Here is a 23,361-nt window from a genome sequence, read left to right as displayed (position 1 = left end):
CTCAGCACTTGGTTTGCTTAAGCTTCGTCAGGTGGGAGTAGCATTAAGACGGATTCGTTCATCAGCATTGCAATGTCTTCTAGAATATCGGCATCATATAAGCTTTCATCAAGTAACAGTGCTTCACCATCTGCTAAGTTCTTAAGTAATGGTGCAAATTGCTCTGAAATGCATAGCCCTTCACCATTGGCCCAAAATAAGAATTCATCTTCATCGTGTGTATAAAGTAGGCGAGAAGCGGGTTCTAAAATCAGCTGATAGCCTTGGTCTAAAATACCTTCTAGATCTCCTGTGCCAATTTCTTCAGCTTCAGGAATATTTTCAGGGTACTTTGGCTCTGACATCAAGGTCATAATGGCATCTTCAAGCAACGTTGAGTTTTGCAGCTGCGCCAAAATTTCTGCCTTTAAATAATCCAATTCGTTTTGTGTTAATTGACCGATTGGACTTTGTTGGTCACGGACAATATCGAGCAAAGGATTACGCAGCAGAGCGTTATCAGACAGTTTGTCGCCTACACGGTCTACCATGTCGGTGACGTTTGGCATACGGAAGCCAAAAGAGAAGGTCAGACAGTCATCTTCAGCTACACCAAAATGTGATAAACCTGGTGGTACATAAAGTAAATCACCTGGTGCTAATACTTCGTCAAAATGTACGTCAATTTCTGGCAGTAATTTTAAAGGTTGGCCTGCAACAATCTCAGATTCAGCATCGCACATTTGACCCAACTGCCAACGACGATGACCATAACCTTGAACTAAAAAGACATCGTAAAAGTCAAAATGCTTTCCGACAGAGCCACCTTTAGGTGCATAGGACACCATGATGTCATCACGGCGCCACTGCGGAATAAAAGGAAATTTTTTCCACAGTGCTGCTAAGTCAAAAGAGTAGTGGTCTACGGCTTGAACCAATAAAGTCCAGAGTTTTGGCATCTTTTGAAAATCAGCTTTTAACAGCGGTGAAGACTTGACCGACCACTGATTTGGGTCACGGTCTTTTTGTTTGATGAGACGAGCTGTGACATTTTCATCTAAAGCCAGTTCCATAACATCGCTAGGTTCTAAAATATTGATAATTTCAGGCAGCGCGTTGCGGACCAATAATGGCTTTTTTTGCCAATATTCGGCAAGGAATTGTTCAGCTGTAATACCGCCAAGAACATCAAGAGATTGGGACATGAAAATAGCCTAAGCAAATTTAAAACAATATTGTGACTATTGTCTTATGATCGAATGTCTATGTGCAAGTATCGTTAGATTTATTTAAATAAATTGAGTTTGTCTCAGTCGTTATGATTGTAGGCAGCAAAATTTTTACAGCATAATAGGTCTAAAATATAGTGAAGAAAAATAATGTTAAGTAAAGAAGATGCCTAGAAAATGGCGAATGAGGTATTGCAAAAAGAAAGAGAGAAAAGTCAGTCCAAATTAGCTAAAAAATCATCCTCAATCGATAGTATATATAAAACAAAAAATTTGGCTAAGGTACCGCAATATCAGCATATTTTACTTTTTAGACAAGCCAAAAGTCTCGCTGAAGATCATCCGCTATATAATAAAATGTGGTATGGTTATTTGGTATTGGCATTGTTATTTGTCAAATATCTCTTTAGACAGAGCGAAAGTGTGAGTAGCTTTGAGCCTAATAATATTAGTCTATTTTGCTTTCTTATTCTTTTTATGCTGATTACGTTATCCCGTAGTCTATTCATTCGAATGTACTTTAAACGATTCATTCAAGCTTATCCTTCAGCAAATTCGTCTAAAAAGCTTGAGCGATTGGCTATATATTATTCTTGCTGTTGTTACATTTAATGCTCAAAATTGAACAGCAACATTTGATGCTGTTCAATTTATTGGGGAAGCATCTAAAAATACTGCTACAGAATTAAGGCACAAGCACTTTTAATTCACGTAGAATATGACACAACTGAATCATAGGCATACCCATCAACGTGGTTTGATCTTGTCCTATCATTTGTTCAAATAAGCTGATACCAAGGCTTTCACACTTGAAGCTTCCTGCACACATCAGTGGCTGTTCAATTTCAACATAACGCTGAATTTCAGGCAGTCCCAGTTTACGGAACTTAACTTTATAGTGCTCAACCAGACTACGTTCAAAACCTGTTGAGTGTTGCTGTACGCTGAGTGCGGTACTGAAGTAGACAATTTTGTCCGAATTGGCTTGTAGCTGTTTAATGGCTTTTTCAGTACTCAATGGCTTACCAATAAAAATATCGGGTGCACCTTCACGCCATGCCACCTGATCTGAGCCAATCACGATTGCTTCAGGGTTTTGTGACGCAATGACATGCGCTTTTTCAAAAGCCAGTCGCTTAGCTAAATCATCGGCATGGCTTTCACCACGAGGCGATTCGTCTATATCAGGCACAACGCAGCGGTAGTCTAGACGTAAACGGTTCATGAGGTCTTTACGAGTTTGACTGCTGGATGCCAAAATAATTTCAGAAGTATTCATTCGACTGCATATTCCATAAGCACATTCAGTGGGACATAGGAGAGTACAGCTTGATGGCAAGCTTGAACTTTAACAGGAGGCGCAAAACCGGCCTGATAAGCTTCTACCCAACGGGTCACACAGATACACCAAAAATCACCAGGTTGTAGACCTGGAAAGTCAACTTCAGGCACAGGGGTAATGAGATCATTACCCACTCGCTGAGAAAAATTTAAAAACTCAGAGGTCATTTCGACACAGATCGTGTGTTGTCCCAAATCGGAAGGTGCTGTATGACAAAAACCATTACGGAAATACCCCGTGATCGGGGAATAACAACAGCTGGCTAAAGGTTCACCCAAAACGTTTAAACGGTTTAGATTTGGATCAGGATGAATAGACATAAATGCTAAATCTAGTGAGACTTTTCACTATGATAGCAAAACTTTGCCTTTCGTTTGCTTTTCTGCAAAAGAAGCTAACCTTTTTCTGCATAATCATTTAAAATCGACGCGATTTTTATATATAGAAAGAGAGCTCTACATGAATTTTCAGCGTATGACTGACCTCGATTTAACGGGTAAACGTGTTCTTATTCGCGAAGATTTAAACGTTCCTGTTAAAAATGGTGTGATTACAAGCGATGCACGTTTACGCGCCGCTTTACCAACAATTAAAGCAGCGTTAGCACAAGGCGCAGCCCTAATGGTTTATTCTCACCTTGGTCGTCCAGTTGAAGGTGAGCCAAAACCAGAACAATCACTAGCACCTGTTGCTGCGTATTTGACTGAAGCATTGGGTCAAGACGTTCAATTAGTGACGGATTACCTTGATGGTGTTGAAGTGGCAGCAGGTCAAGTGGTACTCCTTGAAAACTGCCGTTTTAACGTGGGTGAAAAGAAAAACAACCCAGAACTTGCTGCAAAATATGCAGCACTTTGTGATGTATTTGTGATGGATGCATTCGGTACAGCACACCGCGCAGAAGCATCAACTGAAGGCGTGGCACGTTTAGCAAAAGTTGCAGCGGCTGGTCCTTTATTGGCGGCTGAGTTAGATGCACTTGGCCGTGCATTACAAACACCTGAAAAACCAATGGTTGCTATTGTTGCGGGTTCTAAAGTATCGACTAAGTTAGATGTGTTGACATCACTTTCTGACATTTGTGATCAATTGATCGTGGGTGGTGGTATTGCCAATACCTTCTTGGCGGCAGCAGGCTTCAATGTCGGTAAATCATTGTGTGAAAATGATTTGATCGATACAGCAAAGGCAATTGCTGCAAAAGTTTCTGTGCCGCTTCCAACGGATGTTGTAGTAGCTGATGCTTCTGAAATCGATTTTGCAGACTTCTTGGGTTCATTGGCTGCTGCTAAAGCAGTCGTGAAAAAAGTTGAAAATGTGACTGACAATGACATGATTTTGGATGTAGGTCCAGAAACGGCAAAAGCATTTGCAGACATTCTAAAAATGTCGAAAACGATTCTATGGAATGGTCCAGTAGGTGTGTTTGAAGTCGATCAGTTCGGCGAAGGCACAAAAACTTTATCTTTAGCGATTGCTGAATCTGCTGGCTTCTCTATTGCAGGTGGTGGTGACACTTTAGCTGCGATTGATAAATACGAAGTTGCAGACAAAATTGGTTATATCTCAACCGGTGGTGGTGCTTTCCTTGAGTTTGTCGAAGGTAAAACACTTCCAGCAGTTGCAGCGCTGATAGAGCGTGCACAATAATTATTGTGTGCTCATGCTGTTGTAAAAAGGTTGACTTCGGTCAACTTTTTTTATGAGCTTAACAAATCTATTCATCATTCAGTCATGAAAATGAAATAATGCTGAAATAAACTACAGGGCATTAAATCATCTGTTCTAGGAAAACATTATGAATTTAAAAATGACCCTTGCTGCACTTTTGTTAGCACCATTGGCACTGACTGCTTGTAAGAAAAATGAAGCACCAGAGCAAACCGCTGCCGCATCTGAAACAGCAGCAGTTGAAGAAGCTGTAACGGCGGAACAACAAGCGGCAATTGATGCGATTGATCAGCCAGAATTGGATGAAAAGAACAAAGACATTCCTGCTGAAGTTGCAAATGCACCTGCAGATGCGGCAACTGCCGATCCTGCGGTAGAGGCTTCGGCTGCTACAGCACACTAAATACACGCGAATTTCGTAAAAAGTCCCTGCAATTGCGGGGATTTTTTTTAAATAGTGTTATTTGTTGCTGAATTGAAACCTTTGAGCATGTAGAATATGTCCCATCAACTGGGAGGACATTATGGCTCTTATTTCATTGCGCCAGCTCTTGGATCACGCCGGCGAACATGCTTACGGCGTACCAGCATTCAACGTAAACAACTTAGAACAAATGCGCGCAATCATGCTTGCAGCAGATGAAACAAATTCACCTGTTATCGTACAAGCATCAGCGGGTGCGCGTAAATATGCAGGTGCTCCATTCTTACGTCATCTTATTTTGGCTGCAATTGAAGAATGGCCACACATTCCAGTGGTAATGCATCAAGACCATGGTACAGATCCAGACGTTTGCCAACGTTCAATTCAATTGGGCTTCTCATCTGTGATGATGGATGGTTCATTGGGTGCAGACGGTAAAACACCAACTACTTATGAATATAACGTTGATGTAACACGTCGTACAGTACAAATGGCGCATGCATGCGGTGTTTCAGTTGAAGGTGAAATCGGTTGTTTAGGTAGCCTTGAAACGGGTATGGCGGGTGAAGAAGATGGCGTAGGCGCTGAAGGTGTTCTTGATCATTCTCAACTTTTAACTTCAGTTGAAGAAGCACGTCAGTTTGTTGCAGATACCAATGTAGATGCGCTTGCAATTGCAGTAGGTACTTCACACGGTGCATACAAGTTCACGCGTCCACCTACAGGCGATATTTTGGCAATTGACCGCATTAAAGAAATTCATGCGGCGCTTCCAAATACTCACCTTGTGATGCACGGTTCAAGCTCTGTACCACAAGAATGGTTAGCGATCATTAACCAGTACGGCGGCGACATCAAAGAAACTTATGGTGTTCCTGTTGAGCAATTGGTTGAAGCAATCAAGCACGGTGTTCGTAAAATTAACATCGATACAGACTTGCGTTTAGCATCGACTGGTGCAATGCGTCGTATGATGGCTGAACAACCAAGCGAATTTGACCCTCGTAAATTCTTCGCGAAAACTGTAGACGCAATGAAACAAATTTGTGTTGACCGTTATGAAGCATTTGGTACTGCGGGCAATGCCGACAAGATTCGTCCAATTTCTTTAGAGAAAATGGTTGATCGTTATAAATAATTATTTTTGAATAATTTATATTGGAAAAGCCCACCCTGATGTGGGCTTTTCTATGTGTGTTTATATTTGAGGCGACAATAATAAGAGTGTGCTATGGAACTGATATTTGCTGCGGCATGTTGTAGTGTGGTGGTCTCCATTCTTTTAAAATGGAGCAAAAACAAAGGATTTGATCCGATCCAGATGATCAGCTGGAACTATGCTTCAGCCAGTTTACTGTGTTACTTCTGGTTTAAACCTGATCTAAGCCACGTTTCTATTACAAATACCCCTTGGTGGCTGATTGTCGCGCTTGGTGTTTTGTTGCCGAGTGTATTTTTATTTTTAGCTAAATCTTTACAATATGCAGGCATTATCAAAACAGAAATCGCACAGCGTTTGTCGGTGATTTTATCTTTATTGGCGGCTTATTTTATTTTTCAAGAACAGTTTAATCAGCTCAAAATTGTCGGGGTAGTCTTGGGGCTTGCCGCCGTGATGTGCATTTTATTTACCAATGCCTCTGGTGATGAAGAAGGTCAAAAACAGGCTGTGTGGTATTTAGCACTAGTCTGGTTCGGTTATGCGCTGATTGATGTCTTGCTTAAATATACAACAGGGTTGGGTGTACAGTTTTCCGTTGCGTTAAACCTGATGTTTATTTGCGCGTTTTTATTGTCAGTCGGTTATGTTGCTGTGACCACGAAAAATATCGGCTTAACCAAGAACGTCGTGGCAGGTTTATGTCTTGGCGTGTTGAACTTTGCCAATATCGCACTTTATGTCAAAGCTCATCTGCTACTCAAGGATAGCCCAACAGTGGTCTTTGCGGGCATGCATATTATGGTGGTGCTGTTAGGCGTGTTCAGCGGACTACTGTTCTTTAAAGAGAAGCTCAAACTCCCAACAGCCATCGGATTGGTGTTGGGTATCACAAGCGTGGCTTGTTTAGCTTATGCAATGTCTGTTTAAAATAGTTCTGCACAAAGGAAAAAGGGTGTTTGAGTAGATCTTCAATTACTGCGATTCCCAATAACAGTCCTGGTTGCTCACAATTGGGGCAATCGGGATAGTGAGGGCGCATGATATGTTGATACTGACCTAAATAGATTTTATTACAGTGTGCACATTCAAATTTCATCGGTATATTGGGCTTAACAGACATCAGCAACCTCACTTTTTGTTTTTGACATTGAACATGATGAAGCAATTTTCAGGCCCAAAATATAAAAAGGACTGAAGTCCCTTTTATAAACAAATAGCATTACAGCTGCGTGAAAATATCTTCTTTGCTTAAACGAGACTTTGGCAATTTTGCATTGAAGTCAGCATCACTACGATAGCCTAGTGTGAGCAATACAGAAGGGATTAGACCTTGTTCGGCTAAACCTAGCTCTTCACTAATGATGGATTCATCAAAACCACCAATTGGCGTCGCATCAATTTTTTCAATTCCTGCAGCCAATAGAATTTGACCTAAAGCAATAAAGGTTTGGTTTTCCGCCCAGCGCTGTATGTCACCTTTCTCATTGCGGTAATAGTTGACATAACCTGAACGACTGTCTTTTTGGCCTTGCTTAGCGGCATCATCTTTAAAACGACCGTGTAAGTCATCTTGATGTAATAAATTTTCCAAATGTTGCTCAGAAATATCGGCTTTGGTACAAAATAAAATGGTATGCGAAGCATCTAAAACTTTAGGTGCGTTATAGGCGTACTTTCCTATTAAAGCTTTAGCAATACGTTGTTTGGCTTCAGGGTGATCTGCAATAAAAAAATGCCACGGTTGAATATTTATGGAAGATGGTGCTAAACGCAGAATTTCTAGTAAACGCTCAAATTGTGCGGTAGGAATAGTGCGACTCGCATCATAGGCTTTGGTCGTATAACGAGTTTGTGCAACGTTAAGCAAATCCATAAATCATCTCCATTTAAAGGCTATATTTGGGGCAGGTGTGCGCTAAAAGCTTAACATGCCTTGCTATGCTAGCGAAATGAACCCATGTGCTTATGCAGTTAAGACGAGATGCCCGCCAGGCAAAGCAGCGGAAATTTTATCGCCCCAGCACGAAGTGATGCAAAAGTATTTGGATTTAGGCACAGTATTTGTCGCAGTTGGGTAAATATCAGTATGTTGATGACTTTGTTACGCGAGTTTTTGACTAAATATAAAGCAGATGCCGGAGTCATTCAGTCTGAAGGCGTGTACTAAAATATAAAAGCCCAATATTTATTGGGCATTTCTTCAATATAAACTATTTGGATTTTGTAGAAGATGTTTTGATAGAGTGGGTTCTATTCTAAAAATTTTTTTATTTCCTTCTATTTTACCTGTATTAAAAATAAATTTAATTGTTTCTAGCCAAACTACTGCTTGATCATTAGGATTTAATGCTTTTTCTTGAACTTTGTCATTCATAAATAAAGATAAGATGTTTTTCTCTTCATAAGAAAGCTTTGAAATTTTATTGATTAATTCTTTATTTTTATTTGAAAAAGAAAACACCTGATCCTTCTTAGCTTTGATCTTTAATAATAAATCATATAGCATGAGTGAGATACTAAATAAGAAAATGATCAATAGAAAAGTGAAATTTTTTTGAACAAAAGACGACAAGTGTTCATCTAAATTAATAGCGGCTACAAAAAATATTAAAAGCATAAAAATGGAAAAAACAGCATTTATTTTTTGAACGTTGAATTTCATATTATAAATTTTAAAACTAAGTTATTGAAATATTAATATATTAAAAACGGTTTTAGCAAGTCTTAGAAGTTAATGTTGTCAACTTTTATCCTAGTAACTCCATATCTTTAATTTTAATTCCACATTGTTTTGTTGTGGATTAATTTCTAAAATTTGCGCAGCATCCGTGCGCCAATCGCCTAATACAATTCTTGGCTTACCGTGTTCATTGTGAATATTTGGACGATGCGTATGCCCATGAATTAACACATCGGAACGTTGCAAGGCTTGTGCAACTGCATCTGCATTCACGTCCATGACGTCATAACTTTTAACTTGATTTGCTTGTTGGCTTTTTTTTCGGAAACCTTGTGCAATTTTTTGTCGAAAAGCCAATGGTGTTTTCTTTAAGATGGCTAAAATGATGGGGTTTCGAATGATTTTACGGAATTTCTGATAAGACACATCATCGGTACACAGGGCATCGCCATGTTCTAAACGTACTCGTTGCGAGCCAATTTGCAGGGAGTACACATCGGGTAGGAGTTGCCCTGAAAACTGATCTAGAAATTTCTGACCTAAAGCAAAATCTCGATTGCCGACAATAAAGTAAATATGATTACCAGCAGCTTGGCTAAACTGCTTTAAATGTGCAACAACTTCATCGAGCCATGGCGCTGTGTAATCATCGCCAATCCATGCATTAAACCAGTCGCCTAAAATATACAGTTGGGTGTGTTTATTTTGATAAGCGTCTAGCAAATCTAAAAACCCCCGTACAAGTCGAGGGTGATTGGGTGACAAGTGTAAATCTGCGATAAACAGATAGGTCACGGATTATTCTCTTGAATCTCCCTAAATCCCTCTTTAAAAAGAGGGATTTCTCCTCCCTGAATGAATTTTAAAGCACTGCTTTAAAATGATGTGTGTAAGGGAGGTCGGGTGGGATTCTTATTCAGAAATGATCTTAGCAGATTCAATCACAACGTTTTCTAGTGGAACGTCAGCGTGGTAGCCACGGTTGCCAGTACGAACGCCTTTAATTTCGTTTACTACGTCTAGACCTTCAGTTACTTTACCGAAAACTGCATAACCCCAACCTTGTGCATTTTTGCCAGAGTGGTTAAGGAAAGAGTTGTTACCCACGTTAATAAAGAACTGAGCAGATGCAGAGTGAGGTGCTTGTGTGCGCGCCATTGCAATTGTACCAAGGTCATTGGTTAAGCCGTTATCAGCTTCGTTTTCAATTGCATCACGTGTTGCTTTTTCTTTGAAGTTTTCATCCATACCACCACCTTGGATCATGAAACCATCAATCACGCGGTGGAAAATTACGCCGTCATAGAAACCGTCACGTACGTATTCTAAGAAGTTAGCAACAGTAATTGGTGCTTTTTCGTTGTTAAGTTCAAGAACAATACGACCTTTATTGGTGTTTAATTCGACTTGAGGAAAACTCATTGTGTAATCTCCTAATCATGGACATCAAAGCCATGGGTTTTTTGGTTGTGAGAAGCATAAGCAAACTGTAAACTACAAGGCAAGTAAAAACGTTATTTTCTTTGTAAAATAGATCAAATATCGTTTAAGGGACTGTAAAATATTCATAAATCGACTGATAGATCAGTTAGAATTATGCTCGTATAGCAGGACCCTATTTTTCCTTAATTTTTTTCATCAAAGTGATTTTTAAACTATGAAGCCGAATGATGTTGTTTCAACACTGCCAAATAACCCGACACCAAGTAACAATGCCTCTGTCGCAGCGCAGCAAGAACAACAGCCAGGCTTAGATTTTATTCGCCAAGTGATTACCGAAGATTTGGCTGAAGGTCGTACGCAAAAAGTAGTCACGCGTTTCCCGCCAGAGCCGAATGGTTATTTACACATTGGTCACGTGAAAGCGATTTGCTTAAACTTTGGTATTGCCAACGAGTTTGATGGTTTTTGCAATCTACGTTTTGATGACACCAACCCAGATGCAGAAGAACAAGAATATGTAGATGGGATCGCCAACGACGTTAAATGGTTGGGTTTTGAGTGGAATGGCGAACCACGCTATGCGTCAAGCTATTTCGATCAACTCCATGCATGGGCGATTCAACTGATTAAACAGGGTGATGCTTATGTTGATTTGCAGTCACCTGAAGAAATTCGTTTGAACCGTGGTAACTTTATTGAGCCAGGTAAAAACTCGCCTTACCGCGATACTTCAGTTGAAGAAAACCTTGCACGTTTTGAAAAAATGAACAATGGCGAGTTTGCAGAAGGTGAAGCTGTTCTGCGTGCCAAGATCGATATGGCATCTCCAAATGTGCATATGCGTGATCCTATTTTGTACCGTGTACTCCATTCAGAGCATCACCAAACAGGTGATAAATGGAAAATGTACCCAATGTACGACTATGCGCATCCATTATCCGATGCGATTGAAGGCATTACTCACTCATTATGTACTTTGGAATTCCAAGACCACCGTCCGTTTTATGACTGGGTGGTTGAGAAAGTTCACTCGGAAGCAGTACCACGTCAGTATGAGTCTAGTCGTTTAAATATCGACTACACCATTACCTCTAAGCGTAAATTACGTAAATTGGTTGAAGGTGGTTATGTCAATGGATGGGATGACCCACGTATGCCAACCGTTGTAGGTATGCGTCGTCGTGGTTTTACCCCAGAAGGCCTACGTGACTTCTGTAAGCGTGTTGGTGTGTCGAAGTCAGATGGTATTGTTGATGTTGCAATGCTTGAATATTGTATCCGTCAGTCTCTAGAAAATGTTGCGGCACGTGGCATGGCGGTGTTGAACCCACTTAAAGTTACGCTCACCAACTTGCCTAACGATATGGATTTAACCCATTCACGTCATCCAAATGTAGACATGGGTGAGCGTGTAATTCCGTTAACCTCTGAAATTTACATTGACCGTAAAGACTTTGAAGAAGAACCACCAAAAGGCTTCAAGCGTTTAATTCCGGGTGGTGAAGTTCGTTTGCGCCATGCTTATGTCATTAAGTGTGATGAAGTAATTAAAGATGAAAACGGTAAAGTGGTTGAGTTGAAATGTTCAATCGACCCTGAAACTTTGGGCAAAAATCCAGAAGGTCGTAAAATTAAAGGGGTGATTCACTGGGTATCTGCGACTAAAGGCATTCCTGCTGAAGTGCGTATTTATGATCGCCTCTTTACAGAGTCGGACCCTGAAGTGGGAGATGATTTCTTAGCGAACTTAAACCCTGATTCGTTGAAAATTGTACACGCGGTGATTGAGCCTGCATTGGCGCAAGCACAGCCTGAAGACCGTTTCCAATTTGAACGTGAAGGTTATTTTGTTGCAGATCAATACGACCATACAGCAGAAAAACCTGTGTTTAACCGTATTTTAGATTTAAAAGACAGCTTTAAGCCTAAATAAGCGCTGTTTGCTTGATGTGGATATAGATTAAGGCTCAACTTCGGTTGAGCCTTTTCGTAGCAAACCAATAGGAATACACTGTGATTGTTCGAGATAAAACCAATAGCTTTGCATTACTCTTTGCTTGGCGTGGCACTATTTTACCGAAAGTGTTTCCGGCACTGATGGTCGGTGTTTTAATTTCAACACTGTTGGTTTATCTAGCGACTCAACATTACGTGACTGCTCCTGCAGTGCCTGTGATTGGTTTTACTGTATTTGGTGTGATTCTTTCTATTTTCTTAAGCTTTCGAAATACAGCGTGTTATGACCGTTGGTGGGAAGGGCGTAAGCTATGGGGCGCAATGATTGCCAACGCACGGCATATGATTCGTGATAGTTATGTCTTAAATGATGCAGAGCGTACAGTTTTGATGTATCGCGTGATGTTATTTAGTCATTTGCTTCGAGATCGTTTACGGCAGCAAAGTCATACCTATGACCACTATCAAGCCAAAGTTCAACTGACAGCAGAGCAGTGGCAGGTATTGGCTACGCATATTAATCCACCGCAATATCTATTAGAGCTTACGCAGAAAGATCTGGCGGCGTTGTATAAGCGTGGTGAGATTAGCGATATTATTTACAGTATGTTGACTAAACATACAGTGGCAATGGGAGATATTCACGCTGGTTGTGATCGTATTTCATCTACACCTCTGCCATTTTCTTATTCGGTTTTGTTACACCGTGCCGTGTACTCTTTCTGTCTCATTTTACCTTTTAGTTTAAGTTCCAGTCTCGGTTTTTGGTCACCGGTGATCGTGGCCTTAATTGCCTATCTCTTATTGGGTTTAGATGCGCTAAGTGCAGAGTTAGAAGAACCTTTTGGACTTCAAGAAAATGACTTGCCTTTAGATGCTATTGTGCGGGGCATAGAGCGTGAAATGCTCAGTTCTTTAAATGAGTCCTTGCCAGAACCAGTAAGTGCGCATAGAGCCAATTTAAGTTAAAGCCGTGAACAAATCCATAACAGAAAATGAGTGTATTGCCTGAGCCATAACAAATTTTCGATATGATTGGTTTATTGAGATGTGCTATCACTAAGTTTAAAAGTGATAGGGATATAACAATGACTACCGTGATCGAAACTCAGATGCTGATTCGACGTTCTGTTAATATTGTGTTTAACGCTTTTGTTGATCCACTCATAACTACCAAGTTTTGGTTTAGTCAGTCTTCGGGCTATTTAGAAAAAGGCGCAATGGTCGATTGGACATGGGATAAATACCAAATTACGCACTCGACTCATGTCCTACAAGTCGTTGAAAATGAGCTGATCTGCATCGAATGGGGCACGCCTAAAACAAAAGTTGATTTTGTATTTGAAAAAATCGACAGCATGAATACCTATGTGATCATTCGAAATTATGACATTGAGTTACAAGGTAATGAGCTGATTCATTATGTGATGGATGCAACAGGTGGCTTTACTACAGTGCTAGATGGTGCCAAGGCATGGCTTGAATACGATATCCAGCTCAACTTGGTGGAAGATAAATTCCCGCCTTTTCAGTTACGTTCACATCAGTGATCTTTTTTAGAGTGTTCTTCTTTAAACTCAAAATAGTTGCCGAGCTGCTGTTTGGCCTTATCACGTAATTTCTTTTTGATATAGAGCACTAAGGCAAAACAGGTGGTGGTTAAGGTTAACATGAGACTGTTCATGAAACTCATCATAGAGCTCACATAGCCAATCGTAGTGAGTCGATTCATCATCTTGATGACTTGTGGGCTGCTTTCAACGCCTGTAATGGCCCACGTGCACAAGTGTTCACAGTTATTGATAATAAGATGGTAGTTGTTTTCATGCATGCGTGAGCGCATACGGCGAACAACTTTACGACCTTTATATTTGGGGTTTTGGTACTGATTGACTGTAATTTTACGTCCATGGCTAAAGTTCTCGATGGAAGTTATTTCAATCGGATGCTTTTTAAAAAGATGTGCAAAACCTGAATAATGGATCACACGTCCACGCCCAACATATATGCCGTGATGCGTATAGCCAAAATGTTTGACTATAAGATGAGCCCCCAAGGGGTAGTGGACTTTTTGTTGTTGCATGCCTAATACGTGCTAATTCATTACAGTTGTCTTTTATCTCTATTTTAAAGCTTCTGCTGGGAATTAGCGACTGTTTAGTGGGTTTCGGTTATTTGAGTTTACGATGATAGAAATAAAAGAGACCTATTGGGAAGGAGTATCTAGCTTACGTCTTTACATTAAAAAAGGATGCAAGCATCCCTTTTAAAGATAAGGCGATGTTTATTGATCCACTAGACCTAAAAGTGAATTTTGGGTGCTGCACATGCGTGTTGCTTCTTCGGTGTTCATGGCTTTCACATCTTCTTCAAATTTCTTTTTTTGTTCTTTGATTTGTTCTTCAGGTAAACCCATCTGCTCGGAAAGTTTTTCCATTTTTTCCCAAGACTCAACACAAGCTTTCGGCATCTTGCTACATGCTGCTAAAGATAAAAGGGTAATACATGTGCTGACCATAAGTAATTTTTTCATTGCTTAAACCTTTAATTTTAAAAAATTATTGATTTTATATTGAGCCTGTAAGGTAACAAAAAATTCAGGCTTTGTATAATATTTAAACGTGCAAAGTGTGCTGTGCTTCATATATCTTGGTTTTTTATAAGGCGAATGATTTACAGACATTAAAAAAGGCACTTAGATTGATCTAAGTGCCTTTTTGATGAATATTCAGTGACTCTACTACTGTAGAGGTCGATGCTGAAGTTCATTTAACTCCTTACGGCCATAGCCACGAGAAGCTAATACTTTTTTAATCCCAACAATCACGTCTTCATCGGTCGCTGTTTTAAGCTTTTCGATGAGCTGTTCATTGGTTTTACAAGAGCAGTCATTTTCAACACAAGCAATTTGATTTTTATGCTCGTTTTGCTGTTCATTCGAAAACAGCTTTTGCCAAAAACTCATATAGACTTCATTTACAACCTAACATAGGGTGAAATATAGCCAATCTGTAAAATAATGCAAGTCAGCGTGAGAGATAAAAGCAACGATCGATGTCGAAAAATTCCGATTATAGCGCCAGGTATTAACGTTATTATGACAGTTGAAATACTTGCATTTTATATAAGCTTATATTTTTTTCATGAAAATTAAAAAAGAAGCTCATTCGAGCTTCTTTTTTATACGGTTTAAGTTGCAACAAATTGTTTAAATTTTTTCCAGCAAAACCCCAGACTCGACATGGTGGGTATAAGGGAATTGGTCAAACAGCGCAAACTGTGAAATTTTATGGGTTTGGCTGAGTGTTTTTAAGTTGTCATGCAAGGTGTCCGGATTACAAGAAATATAGATGATCCGTTCAAAACGCTGAATCAATTTCAAGGTTTCATCATCAATACCTGCACGCGGTGGGTCAACAAACACCGTATCGAACTCATAGCTGCTCATATCGATATTTGCTTCTTGTATGCGACGGAATTCGCGCTCGCCGTTATAGGCTTGTGTGAAGTCTTCTGCCGATAAACGCGCGACTTGAATATTATCGATGTGGTTTTGTTCGATGTTCCACTGTGCTGCATACACCGAGGACTTAGCTAGCTCAGTGGCTAAAACACGGTTGAAACGGGTGGAAAGCGGTAGGGTAAAGTTACCATTACCACAGTAAAGTTCTAACAAATCTTTGTTGGACTGTTGTGCAACATTGCAGGCCCATTCGAGCATTTTTTGGCAGACTTGCGCATTGGGCTGCGTAAAGCTACTTTCAATTTGTTTGTACTGATACTTACGCTCAAATACTTGTAGTTCTTCCACTACAAACTCATCGCTGAGTACCACTTTTTGACCACGGCTACGGCCAATCAACTTTATATTTAATTTTTCTGAAAGTTGTTTGGCTAAAACCTGCCATTGTTCATCGAGTGGGCAGCGATAAATCAGCGAAACCAGCATTTCACCTTTCAAGGTTGCTAAGAAATGCACTTCAAATAAGCGTTTTGACAGGAGATCATTACTTTTTAATTCTGCCAATAAAACAGGCATGAGCTGATTAATACTGGCATCAGCGATTGGGAAGTCATCAATACGAATGACTTTTTTCTGATTGTCTTCATCGCGTTCAAACATGGCATAAAACATATCATCTTCGGTATGCCAAATACGGAATTCTGCACGCATACGAAAGTGTTTTTCAGGAGATTGAAAAACTTCAAGCGAAGGTGGAGTGAATTCAGCAAATTGAGCTGTAATTCGTTCAATTTTGGCGTCAAGTTGTTGTTGATAAGAAGAAGTCATATGCAGTAAAAATCGCAAACATATTGAAAAAAGAGATGGTAACAAAGTTTGCCGAATTAGCCTAAAGATATTCAGCAAAAGCGTGGGCTTTATTTATGCTACAGATGGCTTGATGCTGTGCCATATCGGAAATTTTCGAGCAGATTAGGCCAAACCGAGTCGCATAAAAAATGCCAAGTAAACAGACCAGGAGATGTTGACTTGGCAATAGAGGAAACACAATAATAAACCTGCAGTCCCGATGAGGGCTACAGGTTTAAATTCGGCTTAGTTCAAAGTCATGAGACTTGCATTACCACCAGCAGCTGCGGTGTTAACACTAATAGCGCGTTCAATCACAAAACGTTCTAAAGGAATGGCAGTTTGTGATGGGCTAAGGTGAGTAATACCGACAATCGCACCTTGACGCTCAGCAATCTGCTGTTGCAGAGCTAAAAGTTGCGCTGTCGTACCATGGTGTAGTACTGCATCAAAAGCATCAGTTTTGATGTCTTTGATGACATGGAATGCTTGAGCCAATGCTTTAGGCATGCTTGGCATGTGTTTTAGCACAAAGCTGTTATCTGCAAGCACTGCTGGACGGCTACCCACTGCAAAAATCGCATTCAACTGTTGTAGCTGATCCGCTTCTTGTTCAGCTAATGACAACACTGCATGACGTGGAATCACCATGTATTGGTTGCTTTCACCTGTTGGACCTTGCAGCTCGTAATGATGACCTGAACAGAAGTTCTCAATTTTTGCCAATTTCACTGCTGGGAAGGTTTTAGCTGCCCACTCAAGGAACAATGCAGAGTTGCTGAACTCGACCTGAGGGTTCAAATCAGCACCTGTTGCAAAAGGTTTGTTTAACTTTTTCGCAGAGCAGTTTTGCATTAGGCGATATAGATAAATTGGACCACCTGCTTTAGGGCCTGTACCTGATAAACCTTCGCCACCAAAAGGTTGTACGCCGACAACTGCACCCACGATGTTACGGTTGATGTAGAGATTACCTACTTCAGCATGGGTCATTACAGTTTGAATGGTTTCATCAATACGAGTATGTAGACCCATCGTTAGGCCATAGCCTTTGCTGTTGATATGCTCAAGTAACTGTTTGAGTGAACCTTGGTTAAAGCGAATCACATGCAGCACAGGACCAAACACTTCGCGCTCTAAATCATTGAGATTTGGTAACTCAATTAATGTTGGTGTAATAAACGTACCTGCCTCTAGTTCAGCGTCTTGAGCATCATTACGCATCAACTGATGTACGCGATGACCTTTTTGGCGCATCTTGTCGATGTGCTTTTGAATATTTTCTTGCGCTTCAGCATCAATCACAGGACCAATATCTGTTTTAAGTAGATATGGGTTGCCCACTTGAAGCTGCTGCATTGCCCCTTTAAGCATTTGAATCACAGCATCGGCATTATCTTCTTGTACACATAGTACGCGAAGGGCAGAACAACGTTGACCTGCGCTGTCATAAGCTGAACTTACAACGTCGAGTACAACTTGCTCGGTTAGTGCTGATGAGTCAACGATCATGGCATTTTGACCGCCTGTTTCAGCAATCAGTGGAATGCTTTCACCAGTTTTGCTCAAACGTTTCGCCACAGTTTTTTGCAAAATCTTAGCAACTTCAGTAGAACCTGTGAACATGATGCCTTGAACTTGCTCGGCTGCACTGAGTTGTGCACCCACAGTTTCACCACGACCCGGCATCAGCTGTACAGCCGCTTGAGGCACACCCGCTTGCCATAAGATTTGAATTGCTTGCGCTGCAATCAATGGTGTTTGTTCAGCTGGTTTAGCAATCACGGTATTACCCGCAACCAATGCAGCAGCGACTTGACCTGTGAAGATAGCCAAAGGGAAGTTCCATGGGCTAATACATAGCATCGTGCCTAAAGGCTTAACTTCTGCGTTTGCATCTAGATCAATCATTTGCGTTGCGTAATAGCGTAAGAAATCTACAGCTTCACGAACTTCTGCAATTGCATTAGCATATGTTTTACCGCTTTCACGACAAAGTAAAACCATCAGTTCTTCTAAGCGAGCTTCCATTAAGTCAGCAGCGCGAAGTAGGTAACTTGCACGGGTGTCTTTAGCCGTACGTGCCCAAATCTCTTGAACAGCCTGCGCATTATTTAATGCTTGCTCAACTTGTTCAGTTGTTGCTTCTTGTACATAACCTACAACATCTGAGTGACGTGCTGGGTTAATAATGGTTTGTGGAGCAACGGCGTCATTGGTCTGGATGTGCTCACCCATTGGTGCAGCAGACCATTGGTGTTTAGCAAACTGTTGAGCTGTTTGGTTCAGCTGAGCTAATGCAGAGTCATTTGCAAGGTCTAAACCTTTAGAATTCGCGCGTAGTTGGCCATAAAGCTCAGCAGGAAGTGGAATCGAAAGGTGCTTTTGACCCACGATATTTTCACGTTTTGCACTGCTTAAAATGGTTTGAGTTGGGTTTTCAATCAAATCATCAATTGCAAGTGACTTGTCTGCAATACGGTTGACAAAAGAAGTGTTTGCACCATTTTCAAGTAAACGGCGTACAAGATAAGCTAATAGTGTTTCATGGTTACCGACAGGCGCATAAATACGGCATGGTACACCTAGTTTTTTATCTTGCTTTTCACCGACTACTTGTTCATACAGTGGCTCGCCCATGCCATGTAAGCATTGGAACTCATACTGACCCACGTAGTATTTCTCTGGGTTGGCCATTTCATAAATGGTTGCCAAGGTTTGTGCATTATGTGTTGCAAACTGAGGGTAGATTTGTTCTGGTGCAGCCAATAATTTTTTCGCACATGCGATATACGACAAGTCTGTATGTACTTTACGGGTAAATACAGGATAGTCGGTCATCCCTTCAATTTGCGCTTTCTTGATTTCGCTGTCCCAGTACGCGCCTTTCACTAAGCGGATCATTAAGCGTTTTTCACTACGTTTAGCCAAGTCTACGATGTAGTCAACCACGTAGAAACAACGTTTTTGATACGCTTGGATAACGAAACCAATGCCTTTCCAGTCTTTGAGTTCTGGTTCAAAGCATAAGCGTTCGAGCATTTCTAAAGAAATTTCTAAACGCTCAGATTCTTCTGCGTCGATATTTAGACCGATGTTATAACCGCGTGCCAATTTAGCAAGAACAAAGACTTTGCCATAAAGTTCGTCATGTACACGTGCAATTTGGGCACGTTGGTAACGCGGGTGTAGAGCAGATAATTTAATTGAAATACCCGGGCCGTCATAGACATCTTTGTCTTTTGAGGCTTGCCCAATGGCATGAATGGCATCGGTATAGTCTTTCATATAACGATCAGCATCGTGATCGGTCAGTGCCGCTTCACCCAGCATGTCGTATGAATAGCGAAAACCTTTTTCTTCAAGACGTTCAGCATGTTGCAATGCTTCACCAATGGTTTCGCCAGTGACAAACTGTTCGCCCATCATGCGCATTGCCACATCAACTGCTTTACGGATGATGCCACGACCACTACGTGCCAATAAGCCTGTTAAAGTGCCTGATAAGCTATTTTGCTTTGGGGTTTCCATCAACTTGCCAGTCAACATGAGACCCCATGCTGCTGCATTGACAAACATTAAGTTACTTTGACCAACGTGCTCTTTCCAGTTGCCTTGGTTGATTTTGTCCTTAATCAACAAGTCACGTGTCGCCATGTCAGGAATACGAAGCAATGCTTCAGCTAAACACATCAGCGCGATGCCTTCTTGAGAAGACAGTGCAAATTCTTGTAAGAGACCCTGTACAATACCTGCTTTACCGCTGCCGCTTTTACGTTCACGTAAAGTATGAGCCAAATCAAATGCAAGTTCATGAATGCGTTGATTCATCTCGTCAGAGATTTTGCTGTGGTCTAATAAGTTTTGAACACAGTCAGTTTCGGCACGTCGCCAAGCGGTATTGATCTCAACTTCAAGCTCACTTTTTTCTTTGAATTCGGTAATATATTCAAATTGAGTTTGAGCGTCGTTGAAATGCGTATTGCTTTCCATCATATTCATGCCTACATCCTGTGCATACAATAATGTGTTGAGAGATCTATAGTAATTAATTTATGATTACAGAAAGAATGCCGAATAACTCACTATAATTTGTATGCTATTTAGAGATTAATTCAGATGACGAGCCCAATTTTTAACTTGGACCGAACAGATATAAAAATATTGGATATTCTTCAAAGAGATGGAAAAATATCGAATATTAAACTTGCCGAAGAAGTAAACTTATCAGCGACAGCTGCTTTGGCTCGGGTGCAAAAATTAACCAAGGAAGGCTTTATTCTGAGTTATGAAGCACGCTTAAATCCAAACATGCTGAATGCCAGTTTTGTGGTTTTTGTTGAGATACTTTTGGATAAAACTACCCCACATGTCTTGGAAGATTTTCGCCATGCAGTACTACAACATGATGAAATTGTGGAATGTCATATGACCAGTGGGGGCTTTGATTTTGTGGTGAAGATTCGCTGTGCCAGTATGGATGAGTTCCGAAAAATCTCAGGTCAAGTCTTGTGGCAACTGCCGGGCGTTAAAGAAACACGCAGTTATCCCGTGATGGAAGTCATCAAAGAAAGCTCGCGTATTCAACTTAAGTACAAACCGTTGTCGAAATAATTGAGTGCATGAGATGTAAAAAAAGGGGCTTAAAAGCCCCTTTTTTGTTGGTCTACACGTTAAATTAACGTTGTGTAGATTCTTCTTTCATTTCAGCCATGGCTTGTTTGTACATGCTGTCTGCTTGTTCAAAGCGTTGTATCACTTCAGCTTCAGGGGCTTTACCCATTAAGCTTACAACTACAATGCTGACCCAAGAGAAGATGAAGCCTGGAATAATTTCATATAGACCTAAGTGTCCTAATGCATTTTTCCATACAATCACGGTTACCGCACCAACAATAATACCTGCAATAGCACCATTCAAAGTCATGCGCTTCCAGAACAAAGACAAGATAATCAGTGGACCAAATGCCGCACCAAAACCTGCCCATGCATAAGCTACAAGGCCTAGAACTTTACTGTCAGGGTTGCTTGCTAAGCAAATTGCAAGAACAGCAACTGCAAGAACCATGAAACGCCCCACCCAGACCAATTCTTTTTGAGAAGCTGTTTTACGGATGAATGCTTTGTACATATCTTCTGTCAATGTTGTAGAACAAACCAGTAACTGACAGCTTAATGTACTCATCACCGCAGCTAAAATTGCAGCTAAAACAATGCCTGCAATCCACGGGTTGAATAATATTTTAGTCAGTTCCATGAACACAGTTTCAGGGTTTTGAGAAACCACAGCCGCCAGTTCAGGGTGTTGTTGGAAGTAAGCAATCGCAATGAAACCTGCACCTACCGCACCACCTAGACATAAAATCATCCATGTCATACCAATGCGACGCGCAGCAGGAATTGTTTTCACAGAGTCTGCAGCCATGAAGCGCACTAAAATGTGTGGCTGACCAAAATAGCCTAAGCCCCATGCCAATGATGACAAGATGGCAACAGTGCTGAGTTCAGAGACAATGTGCATGGCTTGTGGGCGAGCAGTTTCAAGCAGGACTGTGAACTGTGCAGCATTACCATCAATTGCAAGATAAGTCATGATTGGGGTAAGCAGCAGAGCAAAAATCATTAAGCCTGCTTGGAAGGTGTCTGTCCAGCTAATAGCAAGGAAGCCACCGATACATACATAACTGATGGTTGCAATTGCGCTAATCCAAAGAGCAGTGGTGTAGTCCCAGCCAAAAATGCTTTCAAATAAACGTGAGCCAGCGACCATGCCTGAAGCACAGTAAATCGCGAAGAATACTAAAATGACGATCGCTGAGATCATACGCAAGATACGTTTACGATCTGCGAAACGACCTGTGAAATAATCAGGCAGGGTGAGGGCATTGTTTTGGACTTCAGTATGTACACGTAAACGTCCTGCAACCAATAACCAGTTGAGCCATGCACCAATGATCAGACCTACAGCAATCCACGCTTCAGACAAACCAGACAAATAAATTGCGCCCGGTAAGCCCATCAGTAACCAGCCACTCATGTCTGATGCACCTGCAGAAAGTGCAGTAACCACACTTCCTAAACTACGACCACCTAAGATGTAATCATCAAAGTTGTTTGTGGACTTGTATGCATACAAACCGATGCCAATCATGGCAATGATATAAACTAAAAATGTGACGAGGGTGGGGTTAATTTGACTCATAGGCATTCCTTGGCAAAATCCGACTTGGGAGATTTTTTAATCGCTTTGTTTGAGACGGCGATTCAAGCATAAAAATAAAATTACACTCTGTAACAGTTGTGAGGTGTTTTTGTTTATTTTATGTAATTATTAATTGTTTTTTAAAATTAAACAATAAGTTGTTGAAAATATGTTATTTATTGGTCAATTATTATTCTTTTTTATGGGGTGAATGAAATTCTAAGCATTTATTTCGTAAAATCAGCAGGCTAGTTATAATTTATGATTTTTTATTGCTTACGAAAAATTACATTACCTGCAAAACAGGTGTATTTACACATAAATTGTTTCATTTATGAAGTGTATCTACAGTCGTGAAATAGATAGATAAGACGAATATTTCACCATTGAACTAATTTTGTTAAGGCGTTCATACTTTGAATGCATTGGAAAACTTTCAAATTTCTAATTAGAAAATAGGAATTCAATGGCATTTTCTGTTTGCTTTGGAACAAGTGAAAATAGAGTCGTTATAAATTACCTACAAATTTGACAAAATTTCTCCTGAAATTGTGCAGGCTATTGCGGGGGCATGTGACCAATTGAGCCAAACGTCTTAAAGTTGGTTACACGCTTTTCCCTTGCATCTAACCATAGATGCCTATAAAGGTGGAGTGGACACTTCAATTAAATGGATAGCAACGAAGTACTGACCAATATTGCATTGGAGCATCTATCTCTTACTAAAGGTAAATATGATTTTATTTTCAAAAACGATCATATCAATAAATATCAATCGACCAATACTTTCTACAGTGGCGTTATGTTTAGCAATTAATTATTGTTGGTATTCTCACTTTTTAATCGAATTTTAGGTCGTGAAATGTGATGAAATGGGTAAACAGTGTGTTGCGGAAAAACAAAACAATTCAGCAAGTGGTATTGGGGAAAGGGTTGTTGACTCAATACCCCTTAGGTCACA

General features: G+C 40.5%; 22 protein-coding genes. 9 read left to right on the top strand and 13 right to left on the bottom strand.

Annotated elements, in window-relative coordinates; genetic code table 11:
* Positions 1-17 precede the first annotated feature (17 nt).
* Entirely contained in the window at positions 18-1,184 is a 1,167-nt protein-coding gene (locus tag ACG9ZB_RS11780; protein ID WP_419325959.1) for a JmjC domain-containing protein, read from the bottom strand.
* Positions 1,185-1,385: 201 nt separating this feature from the next.
* Between ACG9ZB_RS11780 and ACG9ZB_RS11775 the strand changes: the two genes are divergently transcribed.
* Positions 1,386-1,820 (top strand): hypothetical protein, encoded by a 435-nt coding sequence (locus ACG9ZB_RS11775; protein ID WP_419325957.1) that lies wholly within the window; start codon positions 1,386-1,388, stop codon positions 1,818-1,820.
* A 73-nt stretch (positions 1,821-1,893) separates the two neighbouring features.
* On the opposite strand, the gene ACG9ZB_RS11770 is transcribed toward ACG9ZB_RS11775, so the two are convergent.
* Together ACG9ZB_RS11770 and ACG9ZB_RS11765 are read right to left on the bottom strand one after the other, a co-directional pair.
* Positions 1,894-2,487, bottom strand: coding sequence for a Maf family protein (locus tag ACG9ZB_RS11770; RefSeq protein WP_126036723.1), 594 nt, complete (start codon positions 2,485-2,487; stop codon positions 1,894-1,896).
* Positions 2,484-2,870 (bottom strand): DUF2237 family protein, encoded by a 387-nt coding sequence (locus ACG9ZB_RS11765; RefSeq protein ID WP_004984725.1) that lies wholly within the window; start codon positions 2,868-2,870, stop codon positions 2,484-2,486. The genes ACG9ZB_RS11770 and ACG9ZB_RS11765 overlap by 4 nt, the downstream gene beginning before the upstream one ends.
* A 139-nt stretch (positions 2,871-3,009) precedes the next feature.
* Between ACG9ZB_RS11765 and ACG9ZB_RS11760 the strand changes: the two genes are divergently transcribed.
* The 4 genes from ACG9ZB_RS11760 (at position 3,010) to ACG9ZB_RS11745 (ending at position 6,734) form a co-directional block, all read left to right on the top strand.
* Positions 3,010-4,200: a phosphoglycerate kinase gene (locus ACG9ZB_RS11760; RefSeq protein WP_419325956.1), complete on the top strand. Its 1,191-nt coding sequence runs from the start codon at positions 3,010-3,012 to the stop codon at positions 4,198-4,200.
* A 148-nt stretch (positions 4,201-4,348) separates the two neighbouring features.
* The gene (locus tag ACG9ZB_RS11755) at positions 4,349-4,624 is read left to right on the top strand and encodes a hypothetical protein (RefSeq protein ID WP_004696954.1); all 276 of its coding nucleotides are present in this window, start codon (positions 4,349-4,351) and stop codon (positions 4,622-4,624) included.
* Positions 4,625-4,745: 121 nt separating this feature from the next.
* On the top strand, positions 4,746-5,783 hold the full coding sequence (fba, locus tag ACG9ZB_RS11750) for a class II fructose-bisphosphate aldolase (protein ID WP_419325955.1): 1,038 nt from the start codon (positions 4,746-4,748) through the stop codon (positions 5,781-5,783).
* 93 nt (positions 5,784-5,876) lie between these two features.
* Positions 5,877-6,734: an EamA family transporter gene (locus tag ACG9ZB_RS11745; RefSeq protein ID WP_419325954.1), complete on the top strand. Its 858-nt coding sequence runs from the start codon at positions 5,877-5,879 to the stop codon at positions 6,732-6,734.
* Positions 6,735-7,026: 292 nt separating this feature from the next.
* On the opposite strand, the gene nfsB is transcribed toward ACG9ZB_RS11745, so the two are convergent.
* The 4 genes from nfsB to ACG9ZB_RS11725 form a co-directional block, all read right to left on the bottom strand.
* Positions 7,027-7,680: an oxygen-insensitive NAD(P)H nitroreductase gene (nfsB, locus tag ACG9ZB_RS11740; RefSeq protein ID WP_419325953.1), complete on the bottom strand. Its 654-nt coding sequence runs from the start codon at positions 7,678-7,680 to the stop codon at positions 7,027-7,029.
* A 327-nt stretch (positions 7,681-8,007) separates the two neighbouring features.
* Positions 8,008-8,469 carry a super-infection exclusion protein B gene (locus ACG9ZB_RS11735; protein ID WP_419325951.1) on the bottom strand — a complete coding sequence of 154 codons (462 nt, stop codon included), beginning with the start codon at positions 8,467-8,469 and terminating at the stop codon, positions 8,008-8,010.
* Between the two features lie 90 nt (positions 8,470-8,559).
* Positions 8,560-9,282, bottom strand: coding sequence for a UDP-2,3-diacylglucosamine diphosphatase (locus ACG9ZB_RS11730; RefSeq protein ID WP_419325949.1), 723 nt, complete (start codon positions 9,280-9,282; stop codon positions 8,560-8,562).
* Positions 9,283-9,399: 117 nt separating this feature from the next.
* A complete protein-coding gene (locus ACG9ZB_RS11725) occupies positions 9,400-9,909 on the bottom strand; it encodes a peptidylprolyl isomerase (RefSeq protein ID WP_004696971.1) in 510 nt (169 codons plus the stop codon).
* A gap of 235 nt (positions 9,910-10,144) precedes the next feature.
* Between ACG9ZB_RS11725 and ACG9ZB_RS11720 the strand changes: the two genes are divergently transcribed.
* The 3 genes from ACG9ZB_RS11720 (at position 10,145) to ACG9ZB_RS11710 (ending at position 13,436) form a co-directional block, all read left to right on the top strand.
* Positions 10,145-11,863, top strand: coding sequence for a glutamine--tRNA ligase/YqeY domain fusion protein (locus ACG9ZB_RS11720; RefSeq protein WP_419325947.1), 1,719 nt, complete (start codon positions 10,145-10,147; stop codon positions 11,861-11,863).
* A gap of 80 nt (positions 11,864-11,943) precedes the next feature.
* Positions 11,944-12,855, top strand: coding sequence for a bestrophin family protein (locus ACG9ZB_RS11715; protein WP_419325946.1), 912 nt, complete (start codon positions 11,944-11,946; stop codon positions 12,853-12,855).
* Between the two features lie 119 nt (positions 12,856-12,974).
* Positions 12,975-13,436 (top strand): SRPBCC domain-containing protein, encoded by a 462-nt coding sequence (locus ACG9ZB_RS11710; RefSeq protein ID WP_004696977.1) that lies wholly within the window; start codon positions 12,975-12,977, stop codon positions 13,434-13,436.
* On the opposite strand, the gene ACG9ZB_RS11705 is transcribed toward ACG9ZB_RS11710, so the two are convergent.
* The 5 genes from ACG9ZB_RS11705 to putA form a co-directional block, all read right to left on the bottom strand.
* Positions 13,430-13,969 carry a lecithin retinol acyltransferase family protein gene (locus ACG9ZB_RS11705; RefSeq protein ID WP_419325944.1) on the bottom strand — a complete coding sequence of 180 codons (540 nt, stop codon included), beginning with the start codon at positions 13,967-13,969 and terminating at the stop codon, positions 13,430-13,432. The genes ACG9ZB_RS11710 and ACG9ZB_RS11705 overlap by 7 nt on opposite strands.
* Positions 13,970-14,170: 201 nt before the next feature.
* Entirely contained in the window at positions 14,171-14,419 is a 249-nt protein-coding gene (locus tag ACG9ZB_RS11700) for a hypothetical protein (protein ID WP_419325942.1), read from the bottom strand.
* 207 nt (positions 14,420-14,626) lie between these two features.
* A complete protein-coding gene (locus tag ACG9ZB_RS11695) occupies positions 14,627-14,851 on the bottom strand; it encodes a hypothetical protein (RefSeq protein ID WP_004984703.1) in 225 nt (74 codons plus the stop codon).
* A gap of 243 nt (positions 14,852-15,094) precedes the next feature.
* Positions 15,095-16,177 (bottom strand): tRNA (uridine(54)-C5)-methyltransferase TrmA, encoded by a 1,083-nt coding sequence (gene trmA, locus ACG9ZB_RS11690; RefSeq protein ID WP_419325940.1) that lies wholly within the window; start codon positions 16,175-16,177, stop codon positions 15,095-15,097.
* A gap of 267 nt (positions 16,178-16,444) precedes the next feature.
* Positions 16,445-20,200, bottom strand: coding sequence for a trifunctional transcriptional regulator/proline dehydrogenase/L-glutamate gamma-semialdehyde dehydrogenase (putA, locus tag ACG9ZB_RS11685; RefSeq protein ID WP_419325939.1), 3,756 nt, complete (start codon positions 20,198-20,200; stop codon positions 16,445-16,447).
* A 117-nt stretch (positions 20,201-20,317) separates the two neighbouring features.
* On the opposite strand from putA, the gene ACG9ZB_RS11680 reads away from it, so the two are divergent.
* Positions 20,318-20,812, top strand: a complete 495-nt coding sequence (locus ACG9ZB_RS11680; RefSeq protein WP_411370148.1) for an Lrp/AsnC ligand binding domain-containing protein — start codon at positions 20,318-20,320, stop codon at positions 20,810-20,812.
* A 64-nt stretch (positions 20,813-20,876) separates the two neighbouring features.
* On the opposite strand, the gene putP is transcribed toward ACG9ZB_RS11680, so the two are convergent.
* Positions 20,877-22,400, bottom strand: a complete 1,524-nt coding sequence (putP, locus tag ACG9ZB_RS11675; RefSeq protein WP_419325937.1) for a sodium/proline symporter PutP — start codon at positions 22,398-22,400, stop codon at positions 20,877-20,879.
* Between the last annotated feature and the right edge of the window lie 961 nt (positions 22,401-23,361).

Source organism: Acinetobacter johnsonii (assembly GCF_048551975.1).
In the GTDB taxonomy this organism is placed as follows: domain Bacteria; phylum Pseudomonadota; class Gammaproteobacteria; order Pseudomonadales; family Moraxellaceae; genus Acinetobacter; species Acinetobacter johnsonii_A.
Note: the sequence above shows the minus strand (reverse complement) of the source record. Positions and strands in the feature narration are given on the sequence as shown.

Coding starts and splice junctions, on each gene's coding strand:
- ACG9ZB_RS11780 (WP_419325959.1), bottom strand. CDS start 1,184: ATGTCCCAATCTCTTGATGTTCTTGGCGGTATTACAGCTGAACAATTC.
- ACG9ZB_RS11775 (WP_419325957.1), top strand. CDS start 1,386: ATGGCGAATGAGGTATTGCAAAAAGAAAGAGAGAAAAGTCAGTCCAAA.
- ACG9ZB_RS11770 (WP_126036723.1), bottom strand. CDS start 2,487: ATGAATACTTCTGAAATTATTTTGGCATCCAGCAGTCAAACTCGTAAA.
- ACG9ZB_RS11765 (WP_004984725.1), bottom strand. CDS start 2,870: ATGTCTATTCATCCTGATCCAAATCTAAACCGTTTAAACGTTTTGGGT.
- ACG9ZB_RS11760 (WP_419325956.1), top strand. CDS start 3,010: ATGAATTTTCAGCGTATGACTGACCTCGATTTAACGGGTAAACGTGTT.
- ACG9ZB_RS11755 (WP_004696954.1), top strand. CDS start 4,349: ATGAATTTAAAAATGACCCTTGCTGCACTTTTGTTAGCACCATTGGCA.
- fba (WP_419325955.1), top strand. CDS start 4,746: ATGGCTCTTATTTCATTGCGCCAGCTCTTGGATCACGCCGGCGAACAT.
- ACG9ZB_RS11745 (WP_419325954.1), top strand. CDS start 5,877: ATGGAACTGATATTTGCTGCGGCATGTTGTAGTGTGGTGGTCTCCATT.
- nfsB (WP_419325953.1), bottom strand. CDS start 7,680: ATGGATTTGCTTAACGTTGCACAAACTCGTTATACGACCAAAGCCTAT.
- ACG9ZB_RS11735 (WP_419325951.1), bottom strand. CDS start 8,469: ATGAAATTCAACGTTCAAAAAATAAATGCTGTTTTTTCCATTTTTATG.
- ACG9ZB_RS11725 (WP_004696971.1), bottom strand. CDS start 9,909: ATGAGTTTTCCTCAAGTCGAATTAAACACCAATAAAGGTCGTATTGTT.
- ACG9ZB_RS11720 (WP_419325947.1), top strand. CDS start 10,145: ATGAAGCCGAATGATGTTGTTTCAACACTGCCAAATAACCCGACACCA.
- ACG9ZB_RS11710 (WP_004696977.1), top strand. CDS start 12,975: ATGACTACCGTGATCGAAACTCAGATGCTGATTCGACGTTCTGTTAAT.
- ACG9ZB_RS11705 (WP_419325944.1), bottom strand. CDS start 13,969: ATGCAACAACAAAAAGTCCACTACCCCTTGGGGGCTCATCTTATAGTC.
- ACG9ZB_RS11700 (WP_419325942.1), bottom strand. CDS start 14,419: ATGAAAAAATTACTTATGGTCAGCACATGTATTACCCTTTTATCTTTA.
- ACG9ZB_RS11695 (WP_004984703.1), bottom strand. CDS start 14,851: ATGAGTTTTTGGCAAAAGCTGTTTTCGAATGAACAGCAAAACGAGCAT.
- trmA (WP_419325940.1), bottom strand. CDS start 16,177: ATGACTTCTTCTTATCAACAACAACTTGACGCCAAAATTGAACGAATT.
- putA (WP_419325939.1), bottom strand. CDS start 20,200: ATGAATATGATGGAAAGCAATACGCATTTCAACGACGCTCAAACTCAA.
- ACG9ZB_RS11680 (WP_411370148.1), top strand. CDS start 20,318: ATGACGAGCCCAATTTTTAACTTGGACCGAACAGATATAAAAATATTG.
- putP (WP_419325937.1), bottom strand. CDS start 22,400: ATGAGTCAAATTAACCCCACCCTCGTCACATTTTTAGTTTATATCATT.